The following is a 22,567-nucleotide window of genomic DNA, read 5'->3' as shown; positions in this document are numbered from 1 at the left end:
TATTAACAGTTTGATATAGTGGTATTATACAGTAAATGTGTCCTGTGGTAAAATTTACATAAGTTAGTGAAATAAAACAAATGAAAGTTAGTAAGGGGGAACATTCATGGAATTCTGGATGGTTATACTGATAGTAGCCGTTGGTTTCATTTATATCGCTGAAAAATTAGCTACAATTGAAAAGAAAAATGATGCGCGTTTAAAGAGAATTGAAGATAGATTACAATTAATTACGAAAGAGATGGGAATTATAGAAAGAGAACCTGAAATTAATAAAGAACTACGCCAGCTTGTAGAAGAAGGCAAAAAAGTTACAGCAGTTAAGAGAGTAAGAGAAGCTTTTGGGTTTTCTTTACTAGAAGCGAAGCAATATGTTGATAAATTATAAAAAAGATCATCCATTTGGGTGATCTTTTTCACTGCACCATGCGTGTATTTACATAAGCCGCGATTATAAAGTGTCCAATTATAATGATAGGAATAACGATTGTGACATTAGGCGTAGTGAAGACACTACCGATTGTCGCAATGACACCAGCAATTAAATTATAAAGACCTACTATTTTTGATAGTTTCACTTTATCAGGCACGCGGCGTTCGTTGAATCCTGATAAGAGCCAAGTGTACTGCTTTACTCCGATGAAATAAGCTAGTGCAAATGAAATGATTGCTACTATAAATAATGTTGGTGAAGCGAAGAGAGTCATTGCAAACACCTCCGTTAATGGGCTATAAATAAATTATAGTCCCAATGTTATAATTTAACAAAATATAATTTTGGTTTTAAGTGTAATAGAAAAATGGAGTATTGGTAATGAGGGGAGATTAAGTATGAATATTGTGGAGTTTCAGAGGTATGTATCAAATTTCAGTAAAGAAAAAGGATTTCAAGATACAACAATTGAAGAGCGTACGATATATACGATGGCGGAATTAGGTGAATTAGCGGAAGTCATATTAAAGCGTGATACAATACAAGATGCGAAAAGAGAAATCGGTTTAGAAATGTTTGATGTAATTTGGAATGTATGTGATTTAGCAAATAAATTAAATATTGATTTAGAGAAGGCGTTTAAAGAAAAAATGAAAATTAATAAAAAGCATGAATGGTAAGTAGAATTTTAATTTGTAAAGATGGGTGATATGAATGAAAAAGAAGCTTTTTATAGGAGGAATCTTTACTTTAATTAGTGTAATAAGTGTTGTCGTTTACTTAGTTTTTCAAGGCATATTCATTCCGAATCAAATAAGTGCTGAAAAGTATGAAATAAAAGGTGTAGATGTCGCATCGTATCAAGGGGATATAGATTGGAGAGAGTTGGAAAAGCAAAATATGAAGTTTGCGTTTATAAAGGCTACTGAAGGAAGTTCGTTTGTGGATGAGTACTTTTCGAAAAATTGGAGGAATGCGAATAAGACAGATATGCGCATCGGAGCGTATCATTTTTTTAGTTTCGATAGTAAGGGTGAAACACAAGCAGAGCAATTTATACGAACTGTTCCAAAATATAAACAAGCACTGCCACCCGTGATTGATGTTGAGTTTTACGCTAACAAAAAAGATAATCCACCTAAGCGTGAAGATGTTACGAAAGAGTTGGCGGTCACGATTGAAATGCTAGAAAAACATTACGATAAGAAAGTAATATTGTATGCAACGCAAGAGGCGTATGATTTATATATAAAGGATGCGTATCCAAAATGTGATATATGGATTCGTAGTGTTCTTACAAAACCGAGTTTATCTGATGAGAGAAAATGGACGTTTTGGCAATACACGAACCGCGGGAGATTAAGCGGTTATAATGGAAAAGAAAAGTATATTGATTTGAATGTATTTTATGGGAATGAGGAAGAGTTTGAGAATTATGGAATGGAAGATTAAGTTTTAAAGCGTACAAAATTTTGTACGCTTTTTTGTTAATTACATAAAAATATGCAAATGAAGATGGAACAAACATTTGAGATAAATTGTCTAATATAGGTAATAACTATTTAGCTTGAAAGAAAGGGTTGATAACATGAAAAAGAATACGTTGTTAAAAGTAGGATTATGTGTAGGTTTACTAGGAACAATTCAATTTGTTAGCACAATTTCTTCTGTACAAGCATCACAAAAGGTAGAGAAAACAGTAATAAAAAATGAGACGGGAACCATTTCAATATCTCAGTTAAACAAGAATGTATGGGTTCATACGGAGTTAGGTTCTTTTAATGGAGAAGCAGTTCCTTCGAACGGTCTAGTTCTTAATACTTCTAAAGGGTTAGTACTTGTGGATTCTTCTTGGGATGACAAATTAACGAAGGAACTAATAGAAATGGTAGAAAAGAAATTTCAGAAGCGCGTAACGGATGTCATTATTACACATGCGCACGCTGATCGAATTGGCGGAATAACAGCGTTGAAAGAAAGAGGCATTAAAGCGCATAGTACAGCATTAACCGCAGAACTAGCAAAGAAAAATGGATATGAAGAACCGCTTGGAGATTTACAAACCGTTACAAATTTGAAGTTTGGAAATATGAAAGTAGAAACATTTTATCCAGGGAAAGGGCATACAGAAGATAATATTGTCGTATGGTTACCGCAATACAATATTTTAGTTGGAGGCTGTTTAGTGAAATCTACGTCCGCGAAAGATTTAGGAAACGTTGCGGATGCTTATGTAAATGAATGGTCTACATCGATTGAGAATGTGCTGAAGCGATATAGAAATATAAATGCAGTAGTGCCTGGTCATGGGGAAGTAGGGAACAAAGGATTACTTTTACATACATTGGATTTATTAAAATAAGAAATTGTAGAAATACAAAAGAGAGGAGAAATAATTTTCTCCTCTCTTTCTTCTAACTATATTTAAATGCTGAATCTGTTGATTACGTCAGCATATATTACTGAGATTTTAATTCCAAGTATACAAATACTAGTACTGTCATAATTGCTATAACAACATAAGTAGCATCAAGCATTATAAGTGTTTTTAAAGTTTCAGTCATCGTAATTCACCCCTGTTATAAAAATATAACATGATCTTTTTATTGATTAGATAAGAGATCATAAAGATAAAATGTATATGAAATTTCTTAAGTAGCTTCTATATAAATATATCATATAAATAATGTAAGTAATGTTAAGATAATGTAAATGTATTGTAAATAAAAAGGTTTACAGTAAAGACTTTAATAAAAAATGATAGTTCCTTAAAATGACAAATACGCTCTTCTTTCTATTGAATGATAGAAAGAAGAGCGTATTTTTATATCTATTTCATATGTGATGAATTGCAACTATTTGTACATGGGATTCAAAAAATTTTTTCGTTGTATATATTTCTCCAAATTAATTAGCTATTTAAAAGTATCGAAAGATGTGTGTACACTAATGCATATTTTTTAGTGTCAATAAAAATATTATGTCAACAATATGAACTGTCACAAATCTTTATATATTATTGTGATTGATATCACATCACTTTTTTTCAATGGGTATTATGCTTAAGGTGTAATGAATGATTGGGAGAGGGTGGGATGATATGTTTTGTTATCAATGTGAACAAACGCCAATAGGCGGATGTAAAGTAATGGGTGTTTGTGGTAAGAATGAAACGATTGCGAGTTTACAAGATACGATTGTGTTTGGGCTAAAAGGAATTGCAGCTTATCGCACACATGCCGCTCAGCTAGGGTATACGGATGCATTTGTAGATGCAACAACACAAGAAGCTTTATATATGACATTAACAAATTCTAACTTTAACGAACAAGAGCATATTGATATGGCTATGAAAGTGGGGAAATCTGCTTTACGGGTGATGGAATTATTAGATGAGGCACATACGAATCATTTTGGTGTGCCAGAGCCTGTACAAATTACACAAAATCGTGTAGAAGGTAAAGCAATTGTAGTTACGGGCCATAATTTATTTGCATTAGAAGAACTATTAAAGCAAACAGAAGGAAAAGACATTAATATTTATACGCATTCTGAAATGCTACCAGCACACGGATACCCGCAGCTGAAAAAATATAAACATTTAAAAGGAAACATCGGTAAGGCATGGTATGATCAAAGACGCCTTTTTGAAAAATTTACTGGTGCCATATTAGCTACAACGAACTGTGTTATGCCAATTAAAGGCTCGTACTCTGATCGATTCTTTTCATATGAAATTGCAGGTTTAGAAGGTGTACAAAAAATTGGAAATGATGATTTTACACCATTGATTCAAAAAGCGCTAGAACTTCCAGAAGTACATATGGAGTCGGATGAACAGTTAGTGACAGGGTTTCATCATAATACAGTATTATCATTAGCTCCAGAAATTATTGATGCAGTAAAAGAGGGGAAGATAAAGCGTTTCTTTGTTATCGCCGGTTGTGATGCACCGGGAAAAGGCGGAGAATATTATCGTGAATTAGCAACGTCACTTCCGCCAGAAACGGTTATTTTAACAACTTCTTGCGGGAAATTCCGCTTTAATGATGTGGATTACGGTGTTGTACCTGGTACGGAAATTCCGCGTTACATTGATTTAGGACAGTGCAATAATTCAATTTCTACAGTGAAAATAGCGGCTGCTTTAGCTGATGCTTTTCAATGTGAAGTGAATGAATTGCCAGTAAGTATTGTACTATCATGGTTTGAACAAAAAGCGGTTGCCATTTTACTAGGGCTATTTAGTCTTGGGATTCAAGATATTCGCATCGGTCCAAAGGCTCCTGAATTTATTTCACCTGGCGTGCTTGATGTATTACAAGAAACATTTGGTTTAAAACTAATTACAAATGCAGCAGAAGACATGGCTATGATGTTATCGTAACGGAAAAGATGTTTTCACTTAATTGTGGCTTTATAAATCATTTGTATGTGTGTGAGTAAACGCACATACAAATGATTATTAATAAAGAAAATCGCTATATCTATAAAATTTATAGAGCTTTTAAAGTATAACACCACATGCCCATCACCTTAAGATTTTAAGTATCCCCAAAACGAAATTTCTACATGAATATCTATAATTTTACCTCTTTTTCATTTGATTTGAAAATAAGCTTTCTATTTTTAAAAACCAACGATACCACCTCAAATTATAGGAATAAAATCCATTCATTTATTAGGAAAATGGATTGAAAATAATAAGGTAGACTAAAAAGTAAAATATTATTTATGATAATCATTCTTTTATAAAATTTAAATTGGAAATAGCCCTACTCATTTTGATTGCGCATTTTCAAAATGGAGGGGCTTTTTTTACTGTAAAATCAATAACTGCATCTTATTTTTGTTGAAAAAATTCTCATTCTTATTTTGAAAGTGATATGGGTACATTTACATGCACATCAATCTTTTATTATGAAGTGGCCCTTGAATATATTGTTTTTTATTGACAGACATAAAAATGATTTATTTGCTGTATTGATAATTTGTAGACGTTATAATAAAATGTTTATGTATATGTAAACTTAATTTATTTTTGTTTGGTTTTATTGTGAGGTTAGGCAGTGTTAATAACAATAAAATAATGAATATATCACCTGTAAAAAGAATGAAACCAATACGGAGAAGATGATTTTGTTAAAAATTCGAAAAATAAGCGTTATTAGCTCTTGAAGAAAAATGACTAGAAAAATTACAAGCATATGGAAAATAGGGTTATACAAAAAGTCCTAAAGGGGGACGGAATTATGGAGAAAAGAAAGTATTCAGTAACACCACAAGATCGAATGAATTATGTATTAGGTCTTTATTCTGCAGATCAACAAATTAATGCAGTTCTTTATTTTCCTGTAGGTATATCTAAGGAAATACTTGAAGAATCAGTAAGGATAACGTTGCAATTGCAACCAGTTTTGAACAGCCGGTTTGTAGAAAATGATATTCCTTACTGGGAGGAACATTCATCTGACACTAACTCATCTATTTGCTTTTTTGCAGAAGGAAATAATCAAGAACTTGAAATAATGGCAATAGATTTTATTAAGGAACCTGGTGATCGTATTCAGGGGCCTATGGTTCAAACGAAATTATTACGGGGCACTACAATAGATATGTTAGTTGTGAAATTGTCTCATCTATGTTCAGATGGTGCAGGAGTCAAGGAATATATAAAATTGCTTGGAACAATATATACTCACCTTTCATTGGGACGGTCTAAGAAGCAAATTATAAAGGAATTTGATGAGGGAAATGAGAGTTGTCGAGATCAATCACATGTATTCAAATACGCTGGAATATCGGACATAAAAAGTGCGTATCGTCCTAACCAAGAACAACAGGCATCGTTATGGTCTTTTCCATCTCAACCTAACAAAAATAAATTTCCCCAAATGTCCGTACGGCGATTGAGCCATAAGCAAACTCTACGTTTAACCCAATGGACAAAAGCACAACAGGTTACCTTGAATGATGTAATCATGACTGCTTACTTCCGAGTTTTATCACATTTCACTGTGTATGCAGAACCTCGCACTGCAGAAAAAATGATTGGTTTGACAATTGATTTACGTCGATATCTGCCTAATAATACAACTGGTGCTATTTGCAACTTATCCGGTATGGAAATGCCAGTGATTAAAATGGAAGACGATGAAACATTTAAGCAGACTCTTGTTCGAGTTAAACAATCAATGGATAAAATAAAGTCTCAAAATCCAGGTCTTTCTTCAGCAGCAGGAATGGAGTTACTGGCAGAAATGAAGCTATCTACAGTGAAGGAAATGTATAATCAGCAATATGAACAGGCTGTACAGATGGGGATGGCGTTGCCATTACTGACAAATTTGGGAGTGATTGCTGAGGAACCTATTCAGTTTGGTCAAATTCAAGCTGAGGACGGGTATATGGCATCACCTATTATGTATGCACCATTCTTTTCAATGGGAGCAAGCTCTTATAATGGAAGGCTTACATTTACGATCGGTTATCATGCGCCGGATACATCAAAAGAAAAGGTAGAAAAATTTTTAGATAGTGTTGCTAATCAACTATCAGAAATAAAATAAAAGAGAATATAGAGAACAGATTTCTAACAGAATTGTATTTTAGGGGCTCGTATCATGTACGGATAATCTCTGGAAATTTTCTCTGACCGCACTTGCCTTTATGCTTTATATGCAATGGGAATGGTAGTGAGAAACAATTTGTATCGTGAAAAAACAAGATATATCGGTATAAAAACAATAAAACAGAGCTGATTTAAATTACACTTTGAATCAGTTCTGTTTTGCTAGTGTGATGGTCCTTACAACAAAAAAGTAGGCTGTATCCGATTAGGGTAAAGCGGATTTTTAATTTTTTTGAAAATAAAGTTGACATCCATAACTACTTAGTCATACAATGTAGATGTAATAAGTGATACTGAATAGTTCGGATTCACAAAAACTGTTCAGTAAAAAATTCGCCTTAGTACTCTGTGATACTGAATATAAGTCAGACAGAATAGGGGGTAAAGGAGGATCAGGACATGGAAAATTTAACTGAAATGCTGAAAGGTTCACTGGAAGGGTGTGTACTGGAAATCATTAGTCGCCGTGAAACGTATGGCTATGAGATTACCCGCCACCTGAATGATCTTGGGTTTACCGAAGTTGTGGAAGGTACGGTGTATACCATCCTCGTACGATTAGAGAAGAAAAAGCTTGTGAATATTGAAAAGAAACCATCAGATATGGGACCGCCTCGTAAGTTTTATTCATTAAATGAAGAAGGCCGCCAGGAGCTTGAATTGTTTTGGGAAAAATGGGATTTTGTATCGTCAAAAATTAACGTCTTGAAGTCAAAATAGGTTCATAAGATAAAATGTTCCGGCCGATACTTTGGGAATTTCTTGTTCGGTTTTATAAAAAAGGAGGAAAATAAGATGTTAGAAATGTTCAAAAAGTTAATTGGTGATAAAAAAGAGTACAAAATGATGATGGCACGAGTTGAGGCTCTGCCAGAGGACTACCAATTTGTATTTAAGAAAATTCAAAACTACATGTGGAATTTTTCAGCGGGTAACGGGATGGATATGTTACACATACAGTATGAATTAATCGATTTGTTCGAAGCGGGTGCAGCGGAAGGAAGACAAGTGCTTGACATTACTGGGGATGACGTGGCTTCCTTTGCTGACGAACTAGTGGCAAATGCTAAAACTTACGTCTCCAAGTATCGTGAAGATTTGAATGAAAGTATTATGAAGAAATTGAGAAAAAAATAAATGGAATAAGTAGTACAGACTGATTAGCTGGTTACACATATGAATTGCCATCATAGCTATTCAGTTATATTTTTAACTCGGTACTAAGTAATACAGAATATCAGTGATACTAAATAGATAGAGGTAAATAAATAGTCTTCGCAAAACATTTTTATAGGGAGGAAAAAAGTATGAGTCATGCAGCGATTTCTGTAAAAGGCTTGAAAAAATCCTTTAAAGATAAGGAAGTTTTAAAAGGGGTAGATTTTGAGGTGCAGCGTGGAGAAATTTTCGCGCTGCTAGGCTCAAATGGAGCGGGAAAGACGACAACGGTCAACATCCTTTCGACACTAATGAAGCAAGATAGCGGTGAAGTAAGTATTTGTGGATTTGATGTACAGAGTCAATCAGATCATGTTCGTCAAAGTATCAGTTTGACAGGGCAGTTCGCAGCTTTAGACGGTATGCTGACTGGGAGGGAAAACTTGATAATGATCGCCAAATTACGTGGTGTTTCCAATCCTGCTCAAGTTGCTGACAATCTACTTGCAAGATTTAGCCTGACTGATGCGGCAAACCAAAGGGCAGATCAGTATTCAGGCGGGATGAAGCGCCGGCTTGATATCGCGATGAGTTTGATTGGGGCGCCAGCAGTTATTTTTCTTGACGAACCAACGACTGGACTTGATCCTGAAGCGCGAATCGAAGTGTGGGATACAGTCAAGGAACTTGCTGGTAGCGGTACAACTATTTTGCTTACGACTCAGTATTTGGAGGAAGCAGAACAACTGGCAGACCGTATCGCTATTTTGCATGGCGGAAAAATTATTACGACAGGTACTCTTGCTGAACTAAAAGAGATGTTCCCGCCAGCAAAAGTGGAGTATATCGAGAAGCAACCGACATTGGAAGAAATATTCCTTGCGATCATTGGAAAAAAGGAGGAGATGTAAATGAAAAGTAAAACAGGTGTATTACTAGGTCGTTTAATGCGTAACATTATGCGCAGTCCGGATACAATTATTACAGTGGCGATTACACCGATTATGATGATGCTATTATTTGTCTACGTGTTTGGCGGCGCAATAAAAACTGGAACGGAAAACTACGTTAATTATTTATTGCCGGGAATTTTGCTAATGGCTATCGCATCCGGTGTAGCTTACACTTCCGTTCGACTATTTACGGATGTAAAGAGTGGGCTGATGGCACGTTTCATTACGATGCCTATTAAGCGCTCATCGATATTGTGGGCTCACGTTCTAACCTCTCTGGTTGCTAATGTACTTACTATCGTGGTGGTTATTCTTGTTGCACTCTTAATGGGTTTCCGTTCCAGTGCTAATATTCTAGATTGGCTCGCGGTAGCTGGGATACTTGGGATGTTTACGCTAGCGCTAACATGGCTAGCTATCATTCCAGGATTGAAAGCGAGGTCTATGGAAGGGGCGACTGCTTACTCGTACCCGCTAGTTTTTCTTCCATTTATTAGTTCGGCCTTTGTGCCTACCGAAACGATGCCAAAAATTGTTCGTGCGTTTGCAGAGAATCAGCCTGTAACTTCAATCGTGAATGCGATTCGTGCTCTTTTATATGAAGGAACTGTTGGAAACGATATTTGGATTGCGCTCGCTTGGTGCGTAGGTATAATGGTCATCTCTTACTTTTTCGCCAGTAAAGCATTTAAACGTCAGTTAGGGTAAGAAACGTGATAAACGAAACCTTCAGGAATAATATATATTTAGAAAAGCACGGGAGATTTTCCGTGCTTTTATTATTTATCATGCTCTCATTGTAGTAAATGAAATGGTATTTAAAAATAGGATAATTATCCAGTGATAAAGCTTAATATTTGAGGCTCACTGCTTATGGAATGTATAAGCACACTCGTTTTTGTAAATCTGCTAATACTTCATCGGGTATTTCTTTGATTTTAATATCCTTCCCTAGAAAAAGCAGCCAATTTATTATTTCCGTCACTTCATCGGGATTGTTAACATTGATAAAAGTTTTTAAAATGGCTGTGGATTGGTAAGGATTAGTATAAGATATTGAAATTTTTAAAGGATGGTATTTTTTGAACTGGGCAATTGCTTTTGGTCCAAGTTCAAGTACCAAGTTGATTATTTCGTCCTTCTTACTTAGTTTTTCTAAAATCTTTTTCTTATTTAGCCTTTTGTTCGTCGTGTATGGTTCGATATTAATGAGATCATCGACAGGAAACATCATCTTCTTTTCTTTTTTTAAGTCAAACCCTTCAATGATCCAATGGCTTTTTTCTTGATAAAGGTGCAATAGATAAATTGGATAAGTCTTGATTTCTTCATCTTCTTTAATGGTAATCAATAAATGGTTATCCAAAAGAAGGATTTGAATGAGTTTTTCTAACATAGGATGGGGGAGATCAGAAAGCTCAAGTAGATCGGGATTATGAGGGTTAGTCCCTTGGAAAAGCAAGAGTTGATTTAAAAGAACGAGATCATCTTGCTGGGTTTCTGAGATGAGTCCTAGTAGTTTTTCGGCTAAAGATTGACGACTCTTTAGGTAGGGAAGTTGTTGATTCCTCGTAGCCATAAAGGCAATAAAAAGAGCTTTTACTTCATTATCAGTAAAGCGAACAACGGGCAGGATAGAGTTGTGCATAACAAAATATCCCCCGGTCCTCCCAACTTCAGCGACAAGTGGCATTCCCATAGCTTCAATTTCTCTAATGTCTCTAATAGCTGTCGACCGTGATATGTTAAATTCTTGTATAATTTCAGAAATTGTAAAGTGAGAGCGGTTGTTGATATACCGCATAATTGTATTAATCCGTTCAACTTTTTTCATTTTAGTCTCCTAAACAGTATCATTTTTTGATATGGTTTAAAGGTATTATAAACGTATCAGATGAAAAGATAAATCGTTTGATTAATAAAAAAAGAGGCAGGTTTTGAATATGAAAAATTATACGATAGAAGAAAAAGATAGCTTTATTGTGTTAGGTATTGGAACTGAAATTAAGAGTGCATACACAGACTTTGCTGGAATAAATAAAGAAAAGGAAGAATTTTGGTCGGCTGTTAAAGAAGATGGAAGGCTGGACACTTTAAAAGCTTTAGCTACAAATGAATACATTTTTTCCGTGAGCGAAGCGGTGAATAACAAAATGATGTATTATGCGGGTGTCATGACAGAAGCACAAATAGAAGAAGAATCTAGAGTAATCCAGTTTCCGAGGGGAGAATACTTAGTAGTGAAAGGGGAGGGCAAAACGGCTGAAGAGCTAAGTAATAAGTTGACTGGTATCGCCTTCGGTCAAGCTTTACCAGATGCAAATGAGTTTGCTTATGTTGGTGGACCAAATACGACGGTTGAGATGGGGAAAAGAAACGGCTTAGTGTTTGGTGAAATGTGGATTCCAGTTGTTAGGAAGTAAAGTGATAAAAGGTACGAATATGGGAAGTAGAGGCTAACAATCTTGGATTGTTGGCCTTTTTAACATGAATATAATATTCATATGTCTATTGTATTTTTTGCGGCAAGATTAAATAGCTTTTTTGTTACTTTACAATAAAGTATACTTAATATCAGTAATTCATGTAATTAGGGGTGGTTTCTATATTTAGAGAAAATACAAAAAGGATACTTCTGTCATTAGTAACAAATCCAATACTAATAATTGTATATGGGATTTTTTGTTATGAGTTGGCCTTATACTGTAAGTACGGAAGAATGAATTATAATATTTACATTTTGTTATTATGTATAGTACTTTTTATATCCATAACTACATTTACTACAATGCGGGTGATAAAAAATAGAGAATATGAATCTAAAAAATTAACAAATTCAATAGCATGGAGATCCATTTCTATTATCATTATTGTTGCAATTACATCATTTTATGGGATGCAGATTTATAAAAGTGCAATAAATTACAATGGTAAATTGGCATGGTTTATAGAAAAGTTAAAACATGAAAGGTCAGTTAAACTTAAACATAATAATATATATAAGTCTGGAGTAGAAGGTATTTTTGAAGATATAAATAAAAAATATCCTTTGCCAAAGAAATTGTATATGGCAACTGATTTTGATCTTACATTTCATTCAGATGGAACAATCACAGCGTTTGATACATTTGTTTATGGGAAAAATGATGATGGGAAAGAAGAAACTTATTTAATCTCTTATAATAAGAAGAAGTCAGAAGGTATTACTATAATACGAGACGGATACGCAAAGCCTGATTATAATGATGATAAATTAGTAGAACCTTTAATTGAAACGGTTAAGGCGATTCCAGTTAAGCAAACGGTTAGAAAATGGAATGAAAGTAAGTATGGGTTGATTTATTATGGAAAAAGAAATTGGGGATCCAATACAGAGGGAATTATTAATATTACTGAGGATGGTAAGGGGCAGAGTCTTAAAAAAGCAGCTTCTGATATCATTGGATATACTGTATCTATATTTGTCCCTGGAAAAGAGCAAGAGCTAGTCCCTGCTAGATATAATTTAATAAGTGACGCAAGTTGGAGTAAATCAAAGACGCCTCCAAAAGAAGATATGCTTAAAGAGAAGAAACAACAAGATTTAAAGAATGAAAAAGAACAGTTTTTCCTATCGAAAGAAGTTGGTTATAAACTAAATATGACAGATAAAGCATTAGGGAGCGCCTTTTATTCATTAAGCAAGACTAGTGATGAAGGGAAAACATGGGAGGTTATCAATCCAGACCCATTTAATGGGGGGATTGGTAGTGTATCAGGAATCACTTTTATAAATGATAAACTTGGGTTTTTAGGAGCAATTAGGCCTTCTGGTAATGAAGGAGAGTTATATCGCACAGATGATGGGGGAGTATCTTTCAAAAAGGTAGAATATCCGCCGCATGAAGTGAAATTAGATCATACACAGTCCACAATAAGTCCTTTTGATTCACCTAGTATGCCATATGAGAAAGATGGGGTTTTTAATATGTTAGTTGGACAAGGGGCAGATGGAGACTACAATGGCGATAGTAGTGCACTTTATCAATCAAAAGATAACGGAGAGACATGGGAATTTGTAGAAGAAGTGAAAAAGAAATAATCAGAATTTTTTTTTGAAAAATAAGGTAACTACTCAGCTATATATTTCATGACGGACAGGAAGAATTTACGAGTGAAATAATTAAAGTTCTTTCTCATGCTGGAGATTGGTTAATATGGTCTACTATTCTTGCATCTTCCATCATGTATACTGTTACTTTATATAAGAATCATCCAGATATCAGAAAAATTATACATGCTCGTTTTGAAGAAATAAAGCAACGAATAAAATATTAATGTAACTAATAAAAAACGTTATTCTTTCTAGTAATTTTGCTTATTTAGAAAGAATAACGTTTTTGTTTTTTAATACTCAAGTAATAGTTTACCTGCAGTTCCTATCATATAATTTATTGAATTTTAATATACGTTATGTATAACAGATATTTACCTTATAAAATAAGGGGGGAATATTATGACTGAGACAAACGAATCTTTAGAAGTTAATTTGAAAAAAGATGTGAAGTTTTCTATTATAATTCCTGCGCATAATGAAGAAAAGTACATTAGAAAATGTTTAGATTCAATTGCAAAGGCATCAGAGGCATATAAAGAGCAAACGGAAGTTATAGTTGTTTTAAATCGTTGCACAGATCAAACAGAGGAAATAGCAAAATCTTATAATTGTGTTACATTGAAAAATAACGATAAAAACTTATCTAAAATTCGAAATGCAGGGGCTAAAATAGCTAATGGAGAAATAATCGTCACTATAGACGCTGATACCATAATGACAGAGTCTATGTTGTCTAATGTAGATAAATATTTAGCTTCAGGTACATACATTGGTGGTGGGGTAAATGGGAAGTTTGAAAGAATATCTTTAGGAATATTTCTCTCCGCAATGTTAATCATAACCCCCTTACTTTTTAAGTACGGAGCTATATCTGTAGGGATTTTTTGGTGCTATAGAAAAGATTTTATGGCAATCAACGGATTTAATGAAAACATGCTTATGGCAGAAGATGCAGATTTCGCTAAACGTTTAAAAGAGTGGGGAAAGAAAAATAATAAGAAATTCGGTACTATTAAAAATGGAATGATAACTTCATGCAGAAGATTTGATACATATGGAGACTGGACTTTACTTAAAAATCCAAAAGTAATTTTAGCTTATCTAAAAGGAAATGATAGAAAATACGCAGATAAGACATATTATGATAACCAAGAAAGATGAAAATGGAGAAAATCTGCAGGGGAGAGCTAGTACTTTTTTAGATATAATGAGAATCCAACTTAATTTAATAGATATTATAAGAAAACCATCAATTTGATTACCCTTTTTCAAATTGATGGTTTTTATTTTTGAAATAAATATGTATTTTTTTATAAAAATATTTTTTGACCCCCATAAAACTTTGTACTCCTCCGAATATGTATAGTGAAAAAAATAAATAGAAGAAAAATGACTATGAAAGAATATAGAAGTATTAATAAAATTACTAGATTAAGTGGCATCCAAAACGGAAGGATGAAATTACCAATTATATAGAGAAGAGTTATTCAAGGATTGCAGATAAAATAGAAAATGAATAAGCAAAACGAACGGTAGAAAATAAGAAAGTAGATAAAAATACAAACTTAACTTTAGTGCCGAGAGAAAAGGAAAAATCATTAAGAAAACGTTAGACTCTAAAAATATAACTAACAGCAAGAAAACAAGACCGAAGAAAAGTACCAAGAAAATCTGGTTAAATGGTCACTTTTGTAGTGGCCATTTTGCTATTTGAAGGAGGCTGGGAGATTACAAGTGTTGAGTTTAGTAATGAAGATCTTAAGAAAACCGAAAATAGAAGATATCGTATGTAACATACAAAACAACGAAGAAGATAAAGAAGCGTTTATCGTACAGTATCAGCCTTTTATTAGAAAATCAATCTCATCTGTCTGCCGCCGATATATTACAGAACAGGATGATGAATATAGCATTGGATTGTTTGCATTTAACGAAGCAATTGAACAGTATTCCTATACAAAAGGAAAATCCTTTTTAGCGTTTGCTGATCTTCTTATAAAAAGAGATGTAATTGACTATATACGTAAGGAGTCTAAACATAACTTTGTCTTTTTAAAAGAAGATGAGCAAGAGGAAATGTTAGAAATGCAAGTGTCGCTTACGGAGTATATGAAAGAGATGGAAAATAGTAACCGTAAGGAGGAAATTCTTCATTTTCAAAGTGTGCTAGCTGAGTTTAAAATCACATTCTCAGAGCTTGCTAAAGAATCTCCTAAGCATCGTGATACGCGTGAGCACTTAATAGAAATTGTAAAAATTATTATAAAAGAAGAGGAAATGATGGAAGAGCTGTTCCGAAAGAAAAAGTTACCGCTTAAACATATTGAACCGCGTGTTAGAGTAAGTCGTAAAACGTTGGAACGACATAGAAAATACATTATTGCAATGTGTATTATTTTTGCAAACAACTATACATATATTCTGGATTACATAAGAGGGGAAAAGCATGATGAATAAAGGAATTGTGATGGATATAAAAAAGCATAGCGTAGTTGTTTTAACACCAAATGGAGAGTTTATTACGTGTAAAAGAAAAGGGGATTCTTGCATGATCGGGGAGGAAATCTCATTTGATGAGCAAGAACAAAAAGCATCGCATTTTTCGATCCCTTCCTTTTTAAAACCTGCATCAATACTTGTTGCTTGTTTTCTATTTGCAGTGCTGTTTTTCTACAACCAACCAGAAGAAAAAGTATTTGCTTACGTCTCAGTTGATATAAATCCAAGTTTAGAGGTGAGCGTAACGAAGGATTTTCGTGTTATAGATTTACAGGCTTGTAATGATGATGGAAGGCGTATTTTAAAAGAATTGAAGCAATGGGAAAATAAACAATTACAAGAAGTAATACGTACTATTATAAAGCAAAGTCAAGAGGATAAGTATTTAACGAATGATAAGCAAGTTATGCTAACAGCAGTTGCAAAGGACAAGGCGCTAGAACCACAGTTAGAAAAGGCAATGAAAGAATTGAAGAAAGAATATGAGTTAAAACATATTACAGTTGAATATCAAAGTAGCACGATGCAAGTACGAGAGAATGCTAGAAAAGCTGGAATTGGCACAGGTGTCTATATAAAGCAAGAGAATGAGAAAAACAAATCGCTTACTCCTCCTGCCACGCCGCCTAATCCGGTGGGAAATGAAGAAGAGGTGCAATCACAGCCGGAGTCATCTCCTGATGCATCAATGGATTTATCTCCTGTAGACGAAAAAAAATATGAAAAGCAAGAGCAGAAAGAACAAAAGAAAACAGAGGAACAGCCATCGAAGCAAATAAAAGAAAACAATGGAAGAGGATCTCAGCAAGAAAATAGAGGGAATCAACAGGAGAATAAAAGTAGAGAAGCTCAACAAGGAAATAATGGGAATCAGCAAGGGAACAACGGAAGAGGATCACAACAAGGGAATAATGGAAATGGGCAAGGGAACAACGGAAGAGGATCACAACAAGGAAATAATGGAAATGGGCAAGGGAGCAACGGAAGAGGATCACAACAAGGGAATAATGGAAATGGGCAAGGGAACAACGGAAGAGAATCACAACAAGGAAATAATGGAAATGGACAAGGGAACAACGGAAGAGAATCACAACAAGGAAATAATGGGAACGAGCAAGGAAACAACGGAAGAGGGTCACAACAAGGGAATAATGGAAATGGGCAAGGGAACAATGGAAGAGGATCCCAGAAAGAAAATGGTGGAAACGAGCAAGGGAACAATGGTAGGGGGTCTCAACAAGAAAATAGAGGCCACCAGCAAGGGAATGAAAAGAAGAATCAATAGAATATGGAAGTGAGAGATTCATTTCAAAGCTAAAAGGATTTCTCTCGCTATTGTGGGCAGTAAAACTCCCATCTCAAAATTTGGCTGGGCAAAGAAGTTAGGTGGGAGTTGGGCTGCTTGTAAATGCCCAATTGGTGAGGGCTGATTAAAGTTACACTTTATTATTTTATAGTTCTATTAAGAAGGAGTATGTGAAAAATATAATGGAGAAAAACATTCAACAAGACAAAGATAAAGAAAAACCTGTTTTTTATGATCCGAAAGGAAGGAGAAACATAGCCTTTATTTCGTTTCTATGTATCTCAATAGTTAGTGTAGGTGTTGTATTCTATTTTTTCTTTCAAAGTATTTTTTCAACACCAGAAATTCCAAATATGAATACCGCTGTACAACAAGATACTAAACTTGTACCAATTAATCAAAAACTTAGTGATCAGCAGTTAAAGAAGGAAGAATTTAACCCAAATACCGAAACGAAGGATAATAAAAATTTGGTGAATCCGCCGAAGGATAGTAAACAACCTAAAGAAGTGTATGGTTTTTACGTAAACTGGGATGAAAATAGTACCGCTTCTTTAAAAGAAAATATCGATTCCTTAACTACGTTAGTACCAGAGTGGTATCATTTAAAAGCAGATTTAACGATTAGAAGTGAGATCAAACCTGAGATAGTAAAGTTGGCAGAAAAAAATCAAGTGAAGATTATGCCTTTGCTTACTAACTATACTGAGGAAGCTTCTGGTCCTGATGGTGGGCTAATTCATAAGTTACTGAATTCCTCAAATGATGTAAAGACAAAGTTTATTAATGATTTAGTAAGCCAAGTTAAAAAGAATCATTTTTCAGGAATTAATATTGACTTTGAGGCCGTACCTGAAAGTGATAGAGAAAACTTAACAAATTTTATGAAAGAACTTACTACGGAATTTCATGAACATGATTTGCTCGTTACACAAGATGTTCCAGCTAATGATAAGGCTTTTGATTATAGTGCGTTAGCAAAAATAATAGATCGAATGATTGTAATGATGTACGATGAGCACTATGGAGCCGGGGAACCAGGACCAATTGCTTCAAATAAATGGTTCCAACATACATTGAAAGAACTGAATATTCCGTCTAATAAGCTTATAGTTGCTTTCGGTAACTATGGATATGATTGGGAAGTAAATAGTAAAGAAGCTGCGAAATCATTAACTTTTTCAGAAGTTATGGCAATGGCTCAAGGTTCAAATATGAAAATTCAATGGGATAAGAGTAGTGGAAATCCTTATTTTAGATATAAAACAGGAGAGAAAGAACATACTGCTTGGTTCTTAGACAGTGTTACTCTCTATAATCAAGTGAAAATTGCAATGGAGAACAATGCAAAGGGCTTTGCATTATGGAGACTAGGAGCAGAAGACCCTACAATATGGAAAGTTTTAAAAAATCCTATTGAGGCACAAAAAAATCCTAATGTATTACATAAAATCAATAGTTTAGATGAAGTAAATTATTCTGGACAAGGTGAAATTTTACAGATTGAGAATGAAAGAAAAAATGGATTGAGAGATTTTAAAGTAGGCAAAGATGGTTATATTACAGATGAAGTATATCAATCCTTACCATCTGCATATGAAGTGCAACGATATGGAAAACCAAATGGGAAACAAGTAGTATTAACATTTGATGATGGACCAGACCCGAAATATACGCCAGAAATATTAGATATATTAAAAGAGAATCAAATAAAAGCTGCTTTTTTTGTACTTGGTGAAAACGCACAACTAAATACTAGTATTGTAAAAAGAATATACGATGAAGGGCATGAAATTGGGAATCATACTTTCAAGCATCCTAACATAGCTGATACGTCTTTACTACGAACGAAAGTAGAACTTAATACGACGCAACGTTTAATTCAGGAAGTAACTGGACATTCTACGGTTTTATTTAGACCGCCATATGAAGCGGATGCTAACCCGGATTCATCAAATGAAATATTGCCTATTTTACGTGCACAAAATATGAACTATACAATGGTAGCGGAAAAAGTTGATCCCGAAGACTGGGCAACACCATCAACAAATGAATTAGTAAGACGTGCTCTTAATCCTATTTATAAGGGAGAGGGAAATATTATTCTTCTCCATGATGCGGGAGGGGATCGTACCCATACAGTAGAGGCGCTCCCAATCATTATTAAAGACTTAAAAAAGCATGGATATAGTTTTGTAACAATTTCAGATTTAATGAATAAAGAACGAGATGAAATTATGCCTCCTGTTTCTTCTGAGGGGAAGCAATATTTACTTTACAATAAAGCTGTCTTTTCAGGAGCTGGATATTTTAAGCATATATTAACAACTATTTTTTATATTGCTATTGGATTAGGGATTTTTCGATTTTTATTCTTAATTTATTTTGCATGGAAGCAGAAAAGAAAAACGTTATCTCGCTATATTAATTCGTCTTATCAACCTTTTGTTAGTGTTGTCATAGCGGCATATAATGAAGAAAAGGTGATAGCCAAGACGATTCACTCAATTTTGAATAGTAATTATAGAGAATTTGAAGTTATTGTTGTGGATGACGGATCGACAGATGGTACGTCAAAAGTAATGAAAGAAACATTTTATAAACACCCTAAAGTTCGTTTCATTCAGAAAGAAAACGGCGGGAAATCATCGGCAATGAACCTAGGGTTTCAACAATCGCGAGGAGAAATCATTGTCACTTTAGATGCGGATACTATTATTGCGCAAGATGCTATTTCTTTAATGGTTAGACACTTTGAAGATCAGAATGTAGCTGCAGTTTCAGGTAATGTCAAAGTGGGGAATAGACGGAATTTGTTAACTACTTGGCAACATGTTGAGTATATTACAGGGTTTAATTTAGAACGTAGAGCTTTTGATGAGTTAAATTGTATTACAGTCGTTCCAGGAGCTATTGGGGCGTGGCGCAAGAAGAATGTAGTTGAATCTGGATATTTAAGCGAAGATACATTAGCAGAAGATACGGATCTTACTATTACATTTTTACGTCAAGGGCATAGAATTGTATATGAAGAAAAAGCGCATGCTTTTACGGAATCACCTGAGGATGTGAAAAGTCTCATTAAACAGCGATATCGTTGGTCATATGGTACACTTCAATGTCTTTGGAAACATCGAAAAGCGTTGTGTAATTCAAAACATAAAACATTAGGGTTTATTGCACTGCCTAATATGTGGTTATTCCAATATGTTCTGCAATTCATTGCTCCTTTTGCAGATATATTAATGATTATAGGACTATTTAGTAGTAATCCGCTAAAAGTTTTAGGGTTTTATCTTGTATTCTTTTTAATGGATCTTCTCGCTTCTCTGTTCGCATTTAAATTAGAGGAAGAGAACCCAAAACCATTGGCATGGTTAATTTTACAACGTTTTATTTATCGTCAATTTATGACTTATGTTGTCATTAAATCTATATTCTCATCGCTTCGAGGAGTAGCGGTAGGGTGGAATAAACTAAAGAGACTGGGGAGTGTTAAACATTCCACGGAACATAAGGAGGCATCATAAAAGAGCAGACTATTTGCTCTTTTTTCATTGATTTTAGTTAGTTGAATGTAGAGTTGTAGCATAAAAACTGCTGCTTCTATAATGAGATTCCTATTCCTCATTAATGGTGAGACATTATGTTAAGCTAATCCTTTAGTTTCGGATTAAATTTTTTTTATATTTTTTTAAAATGACGGACACAAAAACGCATATACCTTCGAATTATATATATGGATAACATAAATATGTATATAAAAGGGGAGAAATAAGATGAAAGAAAAAAAAGAAATGTTTCAAGAAATCGCTGAGGTGTTAAAGGTATTGGCGCATCCAGTTCGTCTATCTTTAGTAAAAATAATGCTTGCAAAAGGTCCTACTAATGTAACAACAATGTATGGGGATTTACAAATGCCTCAAAGTACAATTAGTCAACATTTATCTAAACTAAAAGCTGCTAAAATGGTTACAGGTACTCGGAAAGGATTAGAAATTTATTATGAGGTAACTGACAATCGCACAAAATCAATATTAGCATGTTTAGTTTAAATAATGACTTCTATTTCAAAATAAAAAACGCTATTCTTTTCTATGATTTTACAGAGAGAATAGCGTTTTTTACTTTTAAGGAGTATCTTTTTATATGCCTATAGAATGGAGCGAAAGGTTTATGGGCTTAAATGTACCTACTATTACCTTAGGTTCTAATGCGTCTAATAATGAAAAAATTCTCGGTTTAGGGGTACTTTTTTATAGCTTACGTACAATTGAGATTAGAAAAAGTAGAGCGAGCGTTTAATGAGGCGGAAGTAGTGTTTATATGCGAAACTGTATAGAAATCTCATTTTTCTAATTGTATCTTTTTAGATTGATGGATGTGGCGTCACGTCCATCAATCTAAGAAAACAAGTTAGCTAAAAAACGATGAAAATAAACTTTATAAAAATAAAAAATATGAACGTAGAGGATGAAACAAAGTATATAGTGCTTTTTTAGTCATGTAATCTTTTAATCTGATGATCTTTTCCCCATTCAAACAGATCATTCATTATTTGCATTAAAGATTTTCCGTATTCACTTATGGTGTACTCGACCTTTGGTGGTACTTCTTGATATACGGTACGATAGATAATCCCATCAGCTTCAAGTTGCCGAAGTTGTTGTGTAAGAACCTTTTGTGTAATGTTTGGGATTTCTCGTTTAATTTCATTTGTTCGCATTTTTCCATCCGACAAAATACATAAAATATGGACTTTCCATTTTCCACCGATTACATCGAGTGTTGTTGCAATTGGGCAATTATCATTTTGATTCATATAACACCTCCAAAGGTACTTCAAGGTTCCTATAGTACCTGAAAGTACGTACTTTTCAATTATATGTAACTCATTCATACTAATACGTAAAGGATTGATTAATTTATAAAGGGGCTGGAAAATGATGAGAACACTTGTAATTGTAGCACACCCTCATATTGAAAAATCAAAAATTAATAAAAGATGGATAGAAGAACTTGAGAAACATTCAGATGAAATTACGGTGCATGAATTATATAAGGTGGCACCAAATTGGGAGTTTAATATTGAAGAAGAGCAAAAGTTATTAGTAGAACATGACAGATATATATTTCAATTTCCGCTTTACTGGTACAGCACACCACCATTATTAAAAAAATGGTATGATGATGTATTAACATATGGATTTGCGTACGGCTCACAAGGAGATAAAGTGAAGGAGAAAGAATTTGGTTTAGCTATTTCTATAGGTGGATTAGAAAAAGACTATGAAAATAGTGGAATTATAATGGATGAGTTGACGAAACCATTCCAAGCTACATGCTTATATACAGGTATGAAATTTATACCTTCCTTTTATTTATATGGTGCAGAATATAAACTAAGTGATGAAGAGATTGATAAAAGTGCACCTGAGTATGTGCAATATGTGATGAACAAGAAGTATTCTAATATATAATGAAAAATAGC

The 22,567-nt window shown here is 34.0% G+C and carries 22 protein-coding genes and 1 pseudogene; 20 read left to right on the top strand and 3 right to left on the bottom strand.

The genetic code is table 11. The features are described from left to right. Positions 1-106 precede the first annotated feature (106 nt). The gene (locus NST90_RS15940) at positions 107-388 is read left to right on the top strand and encodes a hypothetical protein (protein WP_000397722.1); all 282 of its coding nucleotides are present in this window, start codon (positions 107-109) and stop codon (positions 386-388) included. 28 nt (positions 389-416) lie between these two features. On the opposite strand, the gene NST90_RS15935 is transcribed toward NST90_RS15940, so the two are convergent. Next, positions 417-707 (bottom strand): DUF3784 domain-containing protein, encoded by a 291-nt coding sequence (locus tag NST90_RS15935; RefSeq protein WP_000171772.1) that lies wholly within the window; start codon positions 705-707, stop codon positions 417-419. A 124-nt stretch (positions 708-831) separates the two neighbouring features. Between NST90_RS15935 and NST90_RS15930 the strand changes: the two genes are divergently transcribed. From NST90_RS15930 to NST90_RS15890, 9 genes are all read left to right on the top strand, one after another. Next, entirely contained in the window at positions 832-1,113 is a 282-nt protein-coding gene (locus NST90_RS15930) for a MazG nucleotide pyrophosphohydrolase domain-containing protein (RefSeq protein WP_025708837.1), read from the top strand. 34 nt (positions 1,114-1,147) lie between these two features. Then, on the top strand, positions 1,148-1,885 hold the full coding sequence (locus NST90_RS15925) for a GH25 family lysozyme (protein ID WP_025708836.1): 738 nt from the start codon (positions 1,148-1,150) through the stop codon (positions 1,883-1,885). Between the two features lie 136 nt (positions 1,886-2,021). Further along, the gene (gene bla2 / locus NST90_RS15920; protein ID WP_025708834.1) at positions 2,022-2,795 is read left to right on the top strand and encodes a BcII family subclass B1 metallo-beta-lactamase; all 774 of its coding nucleotides are present in this window, start codon (positions 2,022-2,024) and stop codon (positions 2,793-2,795) included. 738 nt (positions 2,796-3,533) lie between these two features. After that, on the top strand, positions 3,534-4,820 hold the full coding sequence (gene hcp / locus NST90_RS15915; RefSeq protein ID WP_025708832.1) for a hydroxylamine reductase: 1,287 nt from the start codon (positions 3,534-3,536) through the stop codon (positions 4,818-4,820). 865 nt (positions 4,821-5,685) lie between these two features. Continuing rightward, entirely contained in the window at positions 5,686-7,002 is a 1,317-nt protein-coding gene (locus tag NST90_RS15910; protein ID WP_000415478.1) for a condensation domain-containing protein, read from the top strand. A 461-nt stretch (positions 7,003-7,463) separates the two neighbouring features. After that, positions 7,464-7,784: a PadR family transcriptional regulator gene (locus NST90_RS15905; RefSeq protein WP_000429487.1), complete on the top strand. Its 321-nt coding sequence runs from the start codon at positions 7,464-7,466 to the stop codon at positions 7,782-7,784. Between the two features lie 75 nt (positions 7,785-7,859). Further along, positions 7,860-8,201, top strand: coding sequence for a DUF1048 domain-containing protein (locus tag NST90_RS15900; RefSeq protein WP_000891986.1), 342 nt, complete (start codon positions 7,860-7,862; stop codon positions 8,199-8,201). A 170-nt stretch (positions 8,202-8,371) separates the two neighbouring features. Further along, the gene (locus NST90_RS15895; RefSeq protein ID WP_000017473.1) at positions 8,372-9,133 is read left to right on the top strand and encodes an ABC transporter ATP-binding protein; all 762 of its coding nucleotides are present in this window, start codon (positions 8,372-8,374) and stop codon (positions 9,131-9,133) included. Continuing rightward, a complete protein-coding gene (locus tag NST90_RS15890) occupies positions 9,134-9,883 on the top strand; it encodes an ABC transporter permease (RefSeq protein WP_000837816.1) in 750 nt (249 codons plus the stop codon). It abuts the gene before it with no gap. A gap of 163 nt (positions 9,884-10,046) precedes the next feature. Here the strand turns inward: NST90_RS15890 and NST90_RS15885 are convergent, their stop codons facing one another. Further along, positions 10,047-11,009, bottom strand: a complete 963-nt coding sequence (locus NST90_RS15885) for an HTH domain-containing protein (protein WP_044306819.1) — start codon at positions 11,007-11,009, stop codon at positions 10,047-10,049. A gap of 109 nt (positions 11,010-11,118) precedes the next feature. Here NST90_RS15885 and NST90_RS15880 point away from each other — a divergent pair, with 109 nt between their 5' ends. The 9 genes and pseudogenes from NST90_RS15880 to NST90_RS15840 all read left to right on the top strand — a co-directional run bounded on the left by NST90_RS15880 (position 11,119) and on the right by NST90_RS15840 (position 21,381). Next, positions 11,119-11,598 (top strand): GyrI-like domain-containing protein, encoded by a 480-nt coding sequence (locus NST90_RS15880; protein WP_000801022.1) that lies wholly within the window; start codon positions 11,119-11,121, stop codon positions 11,596-11,598. 173 nt (positions 11,599-11,771) lie between these two features. Further along, complete coding sequence (locus NST90_RS15875) at positions 11,772-13,256, top strand: glycosyl hydrolase (RefSeq protein WP_074619281.1); 1,485 nt, start codon at positions 11,772-11,774, stop codon at positions 13,254-13,256. A gap of 29 nt (positions 13,257-13,285) precedes the next feature. Next, positions 13,286-13,492: pseudogene (locus NST90_RS15870) on the top strand (hypothetical protein); the annotation flags it as partial. Positions 13,493-13,670: 178 nt separating this feature from the next. Beyond that, complete coding sequence (locus NST90_RS15865; protein WP_046392918.1) at positions 13,671-14,432, top strand: glycosyltransferase; 762 nt, start codon at positions 13,671-13,673, stop codon at positions 14,430-14,432. Between the two features lie 573 nt (positions 14,433-15,005). Further along, a complete protein-coding gene (sigI, locus tag NST90_RS15860; RefSeq protein ID WP_002082432.1) occupies positions 15,006-15,728 on the top strand; it encodes an RNA polymerase sigma factor SigI in 723 nt (240 codons plus the stop codon). Beyond that, positions 15,718-17,055, top strand: coding sequence for an anti-sigma factor domain-containing protein (locus NST90_RS15855; RefSeq protein WP_000981224.1), 1,338 nt, complete (start codon positions 15,718-15,720; stop codon positions 17,053-17,055). The genes sigI and NST90_RS15855 overlap by 11 nt, the downstream gene beginning before the upstream one ends. A gap of 203 nt (positions 17,056-17,258) precedes the next feature. Beyond that, on the top strand, positions 17,259-20,606 hold the full coding sequence (locus NST90_RS15850; RefSeq protein ID WP_061113143.1) for a glycosyltransferase: 3,348 nt from the start codon (positions 17,259-17,261) through the stop codon (positions 20,604-20,606). 249 nt (positions 20,607-20,855) lie between these two features. After that, the gene (locus tag NST90_RS15845) at positions 20,856-21,131 is read left to right on the top strand and encodes a metalloregulator ArsR/SmtB family transcription factor (RefSeq protein WP_000660066.1); all 276 of its coding nucleotides are present in this window, start codon (positions 20,856-20,858) and stop codon (positions 21,129-21,131) included. A gap of 94 nt (positions 21,132-21,225) precedes the next feature. Continuing rightward, positions 21,226-21,381 (top strand): hypothetical protein, encoded by a 156-nt coding sequence (locus NST90_RS15840; protein WP_044307607.1) that lies wholly within the window; start codon positions 21,226-21,228, stop codon positions 21,379-21,381. 193 nt (positions 21,382-21,574) lie between these two features. Here the strand turns inward: NST90_RS15840 and NST90_RS15835 are convergent, their stop codons facing one another. Further along, positions 21,575-21,898: a helix-turn-helix domain-containing protein gene (locus tag NST90_RS15835; RefSeq protein ID WP_001072980.1), complete on the bottom strand. Its 324-nt coding sequence runs from the start codon at positions 21,896-21,898 to the stop codon at positions 21,575-21,577. Positions 21,899-22,022: 124 nt separating this feature from the next. On the opposite strand from NST90_RS15835, the gene NST90_RS15830 reads away from it, so the two are divergent. After that, complete coding sequence (locus NST90_RS15830; protein ID WP_044307611.1) at positions 22,023-22,556, top strand: NAD(P)H-dependent oxidoreductase; 534 nt, start codon at positions 22,023-22,025, stop codon at positions 22,554-22,556. The last annotated feature ends 11 nt before the right edge of the window (positions 22,557-22,567 follow it).

The sequence above is a fragment of the Bacillus sp. FSL E2-8900 genome, assembly GCF_037966225.1.
In the GTDB taxonomy this organism is placed as follows: domain Bacteria; phylum Bacillota; class Bacilli; order Bacillales; family Bacillaceae_G; genus Bacillus_A; species Bacillus_A cereus.
Note: the sequence above shows the minus strand (reverse complement) of the source record. Positions and strands in the feature narration are given on the sequence as shown.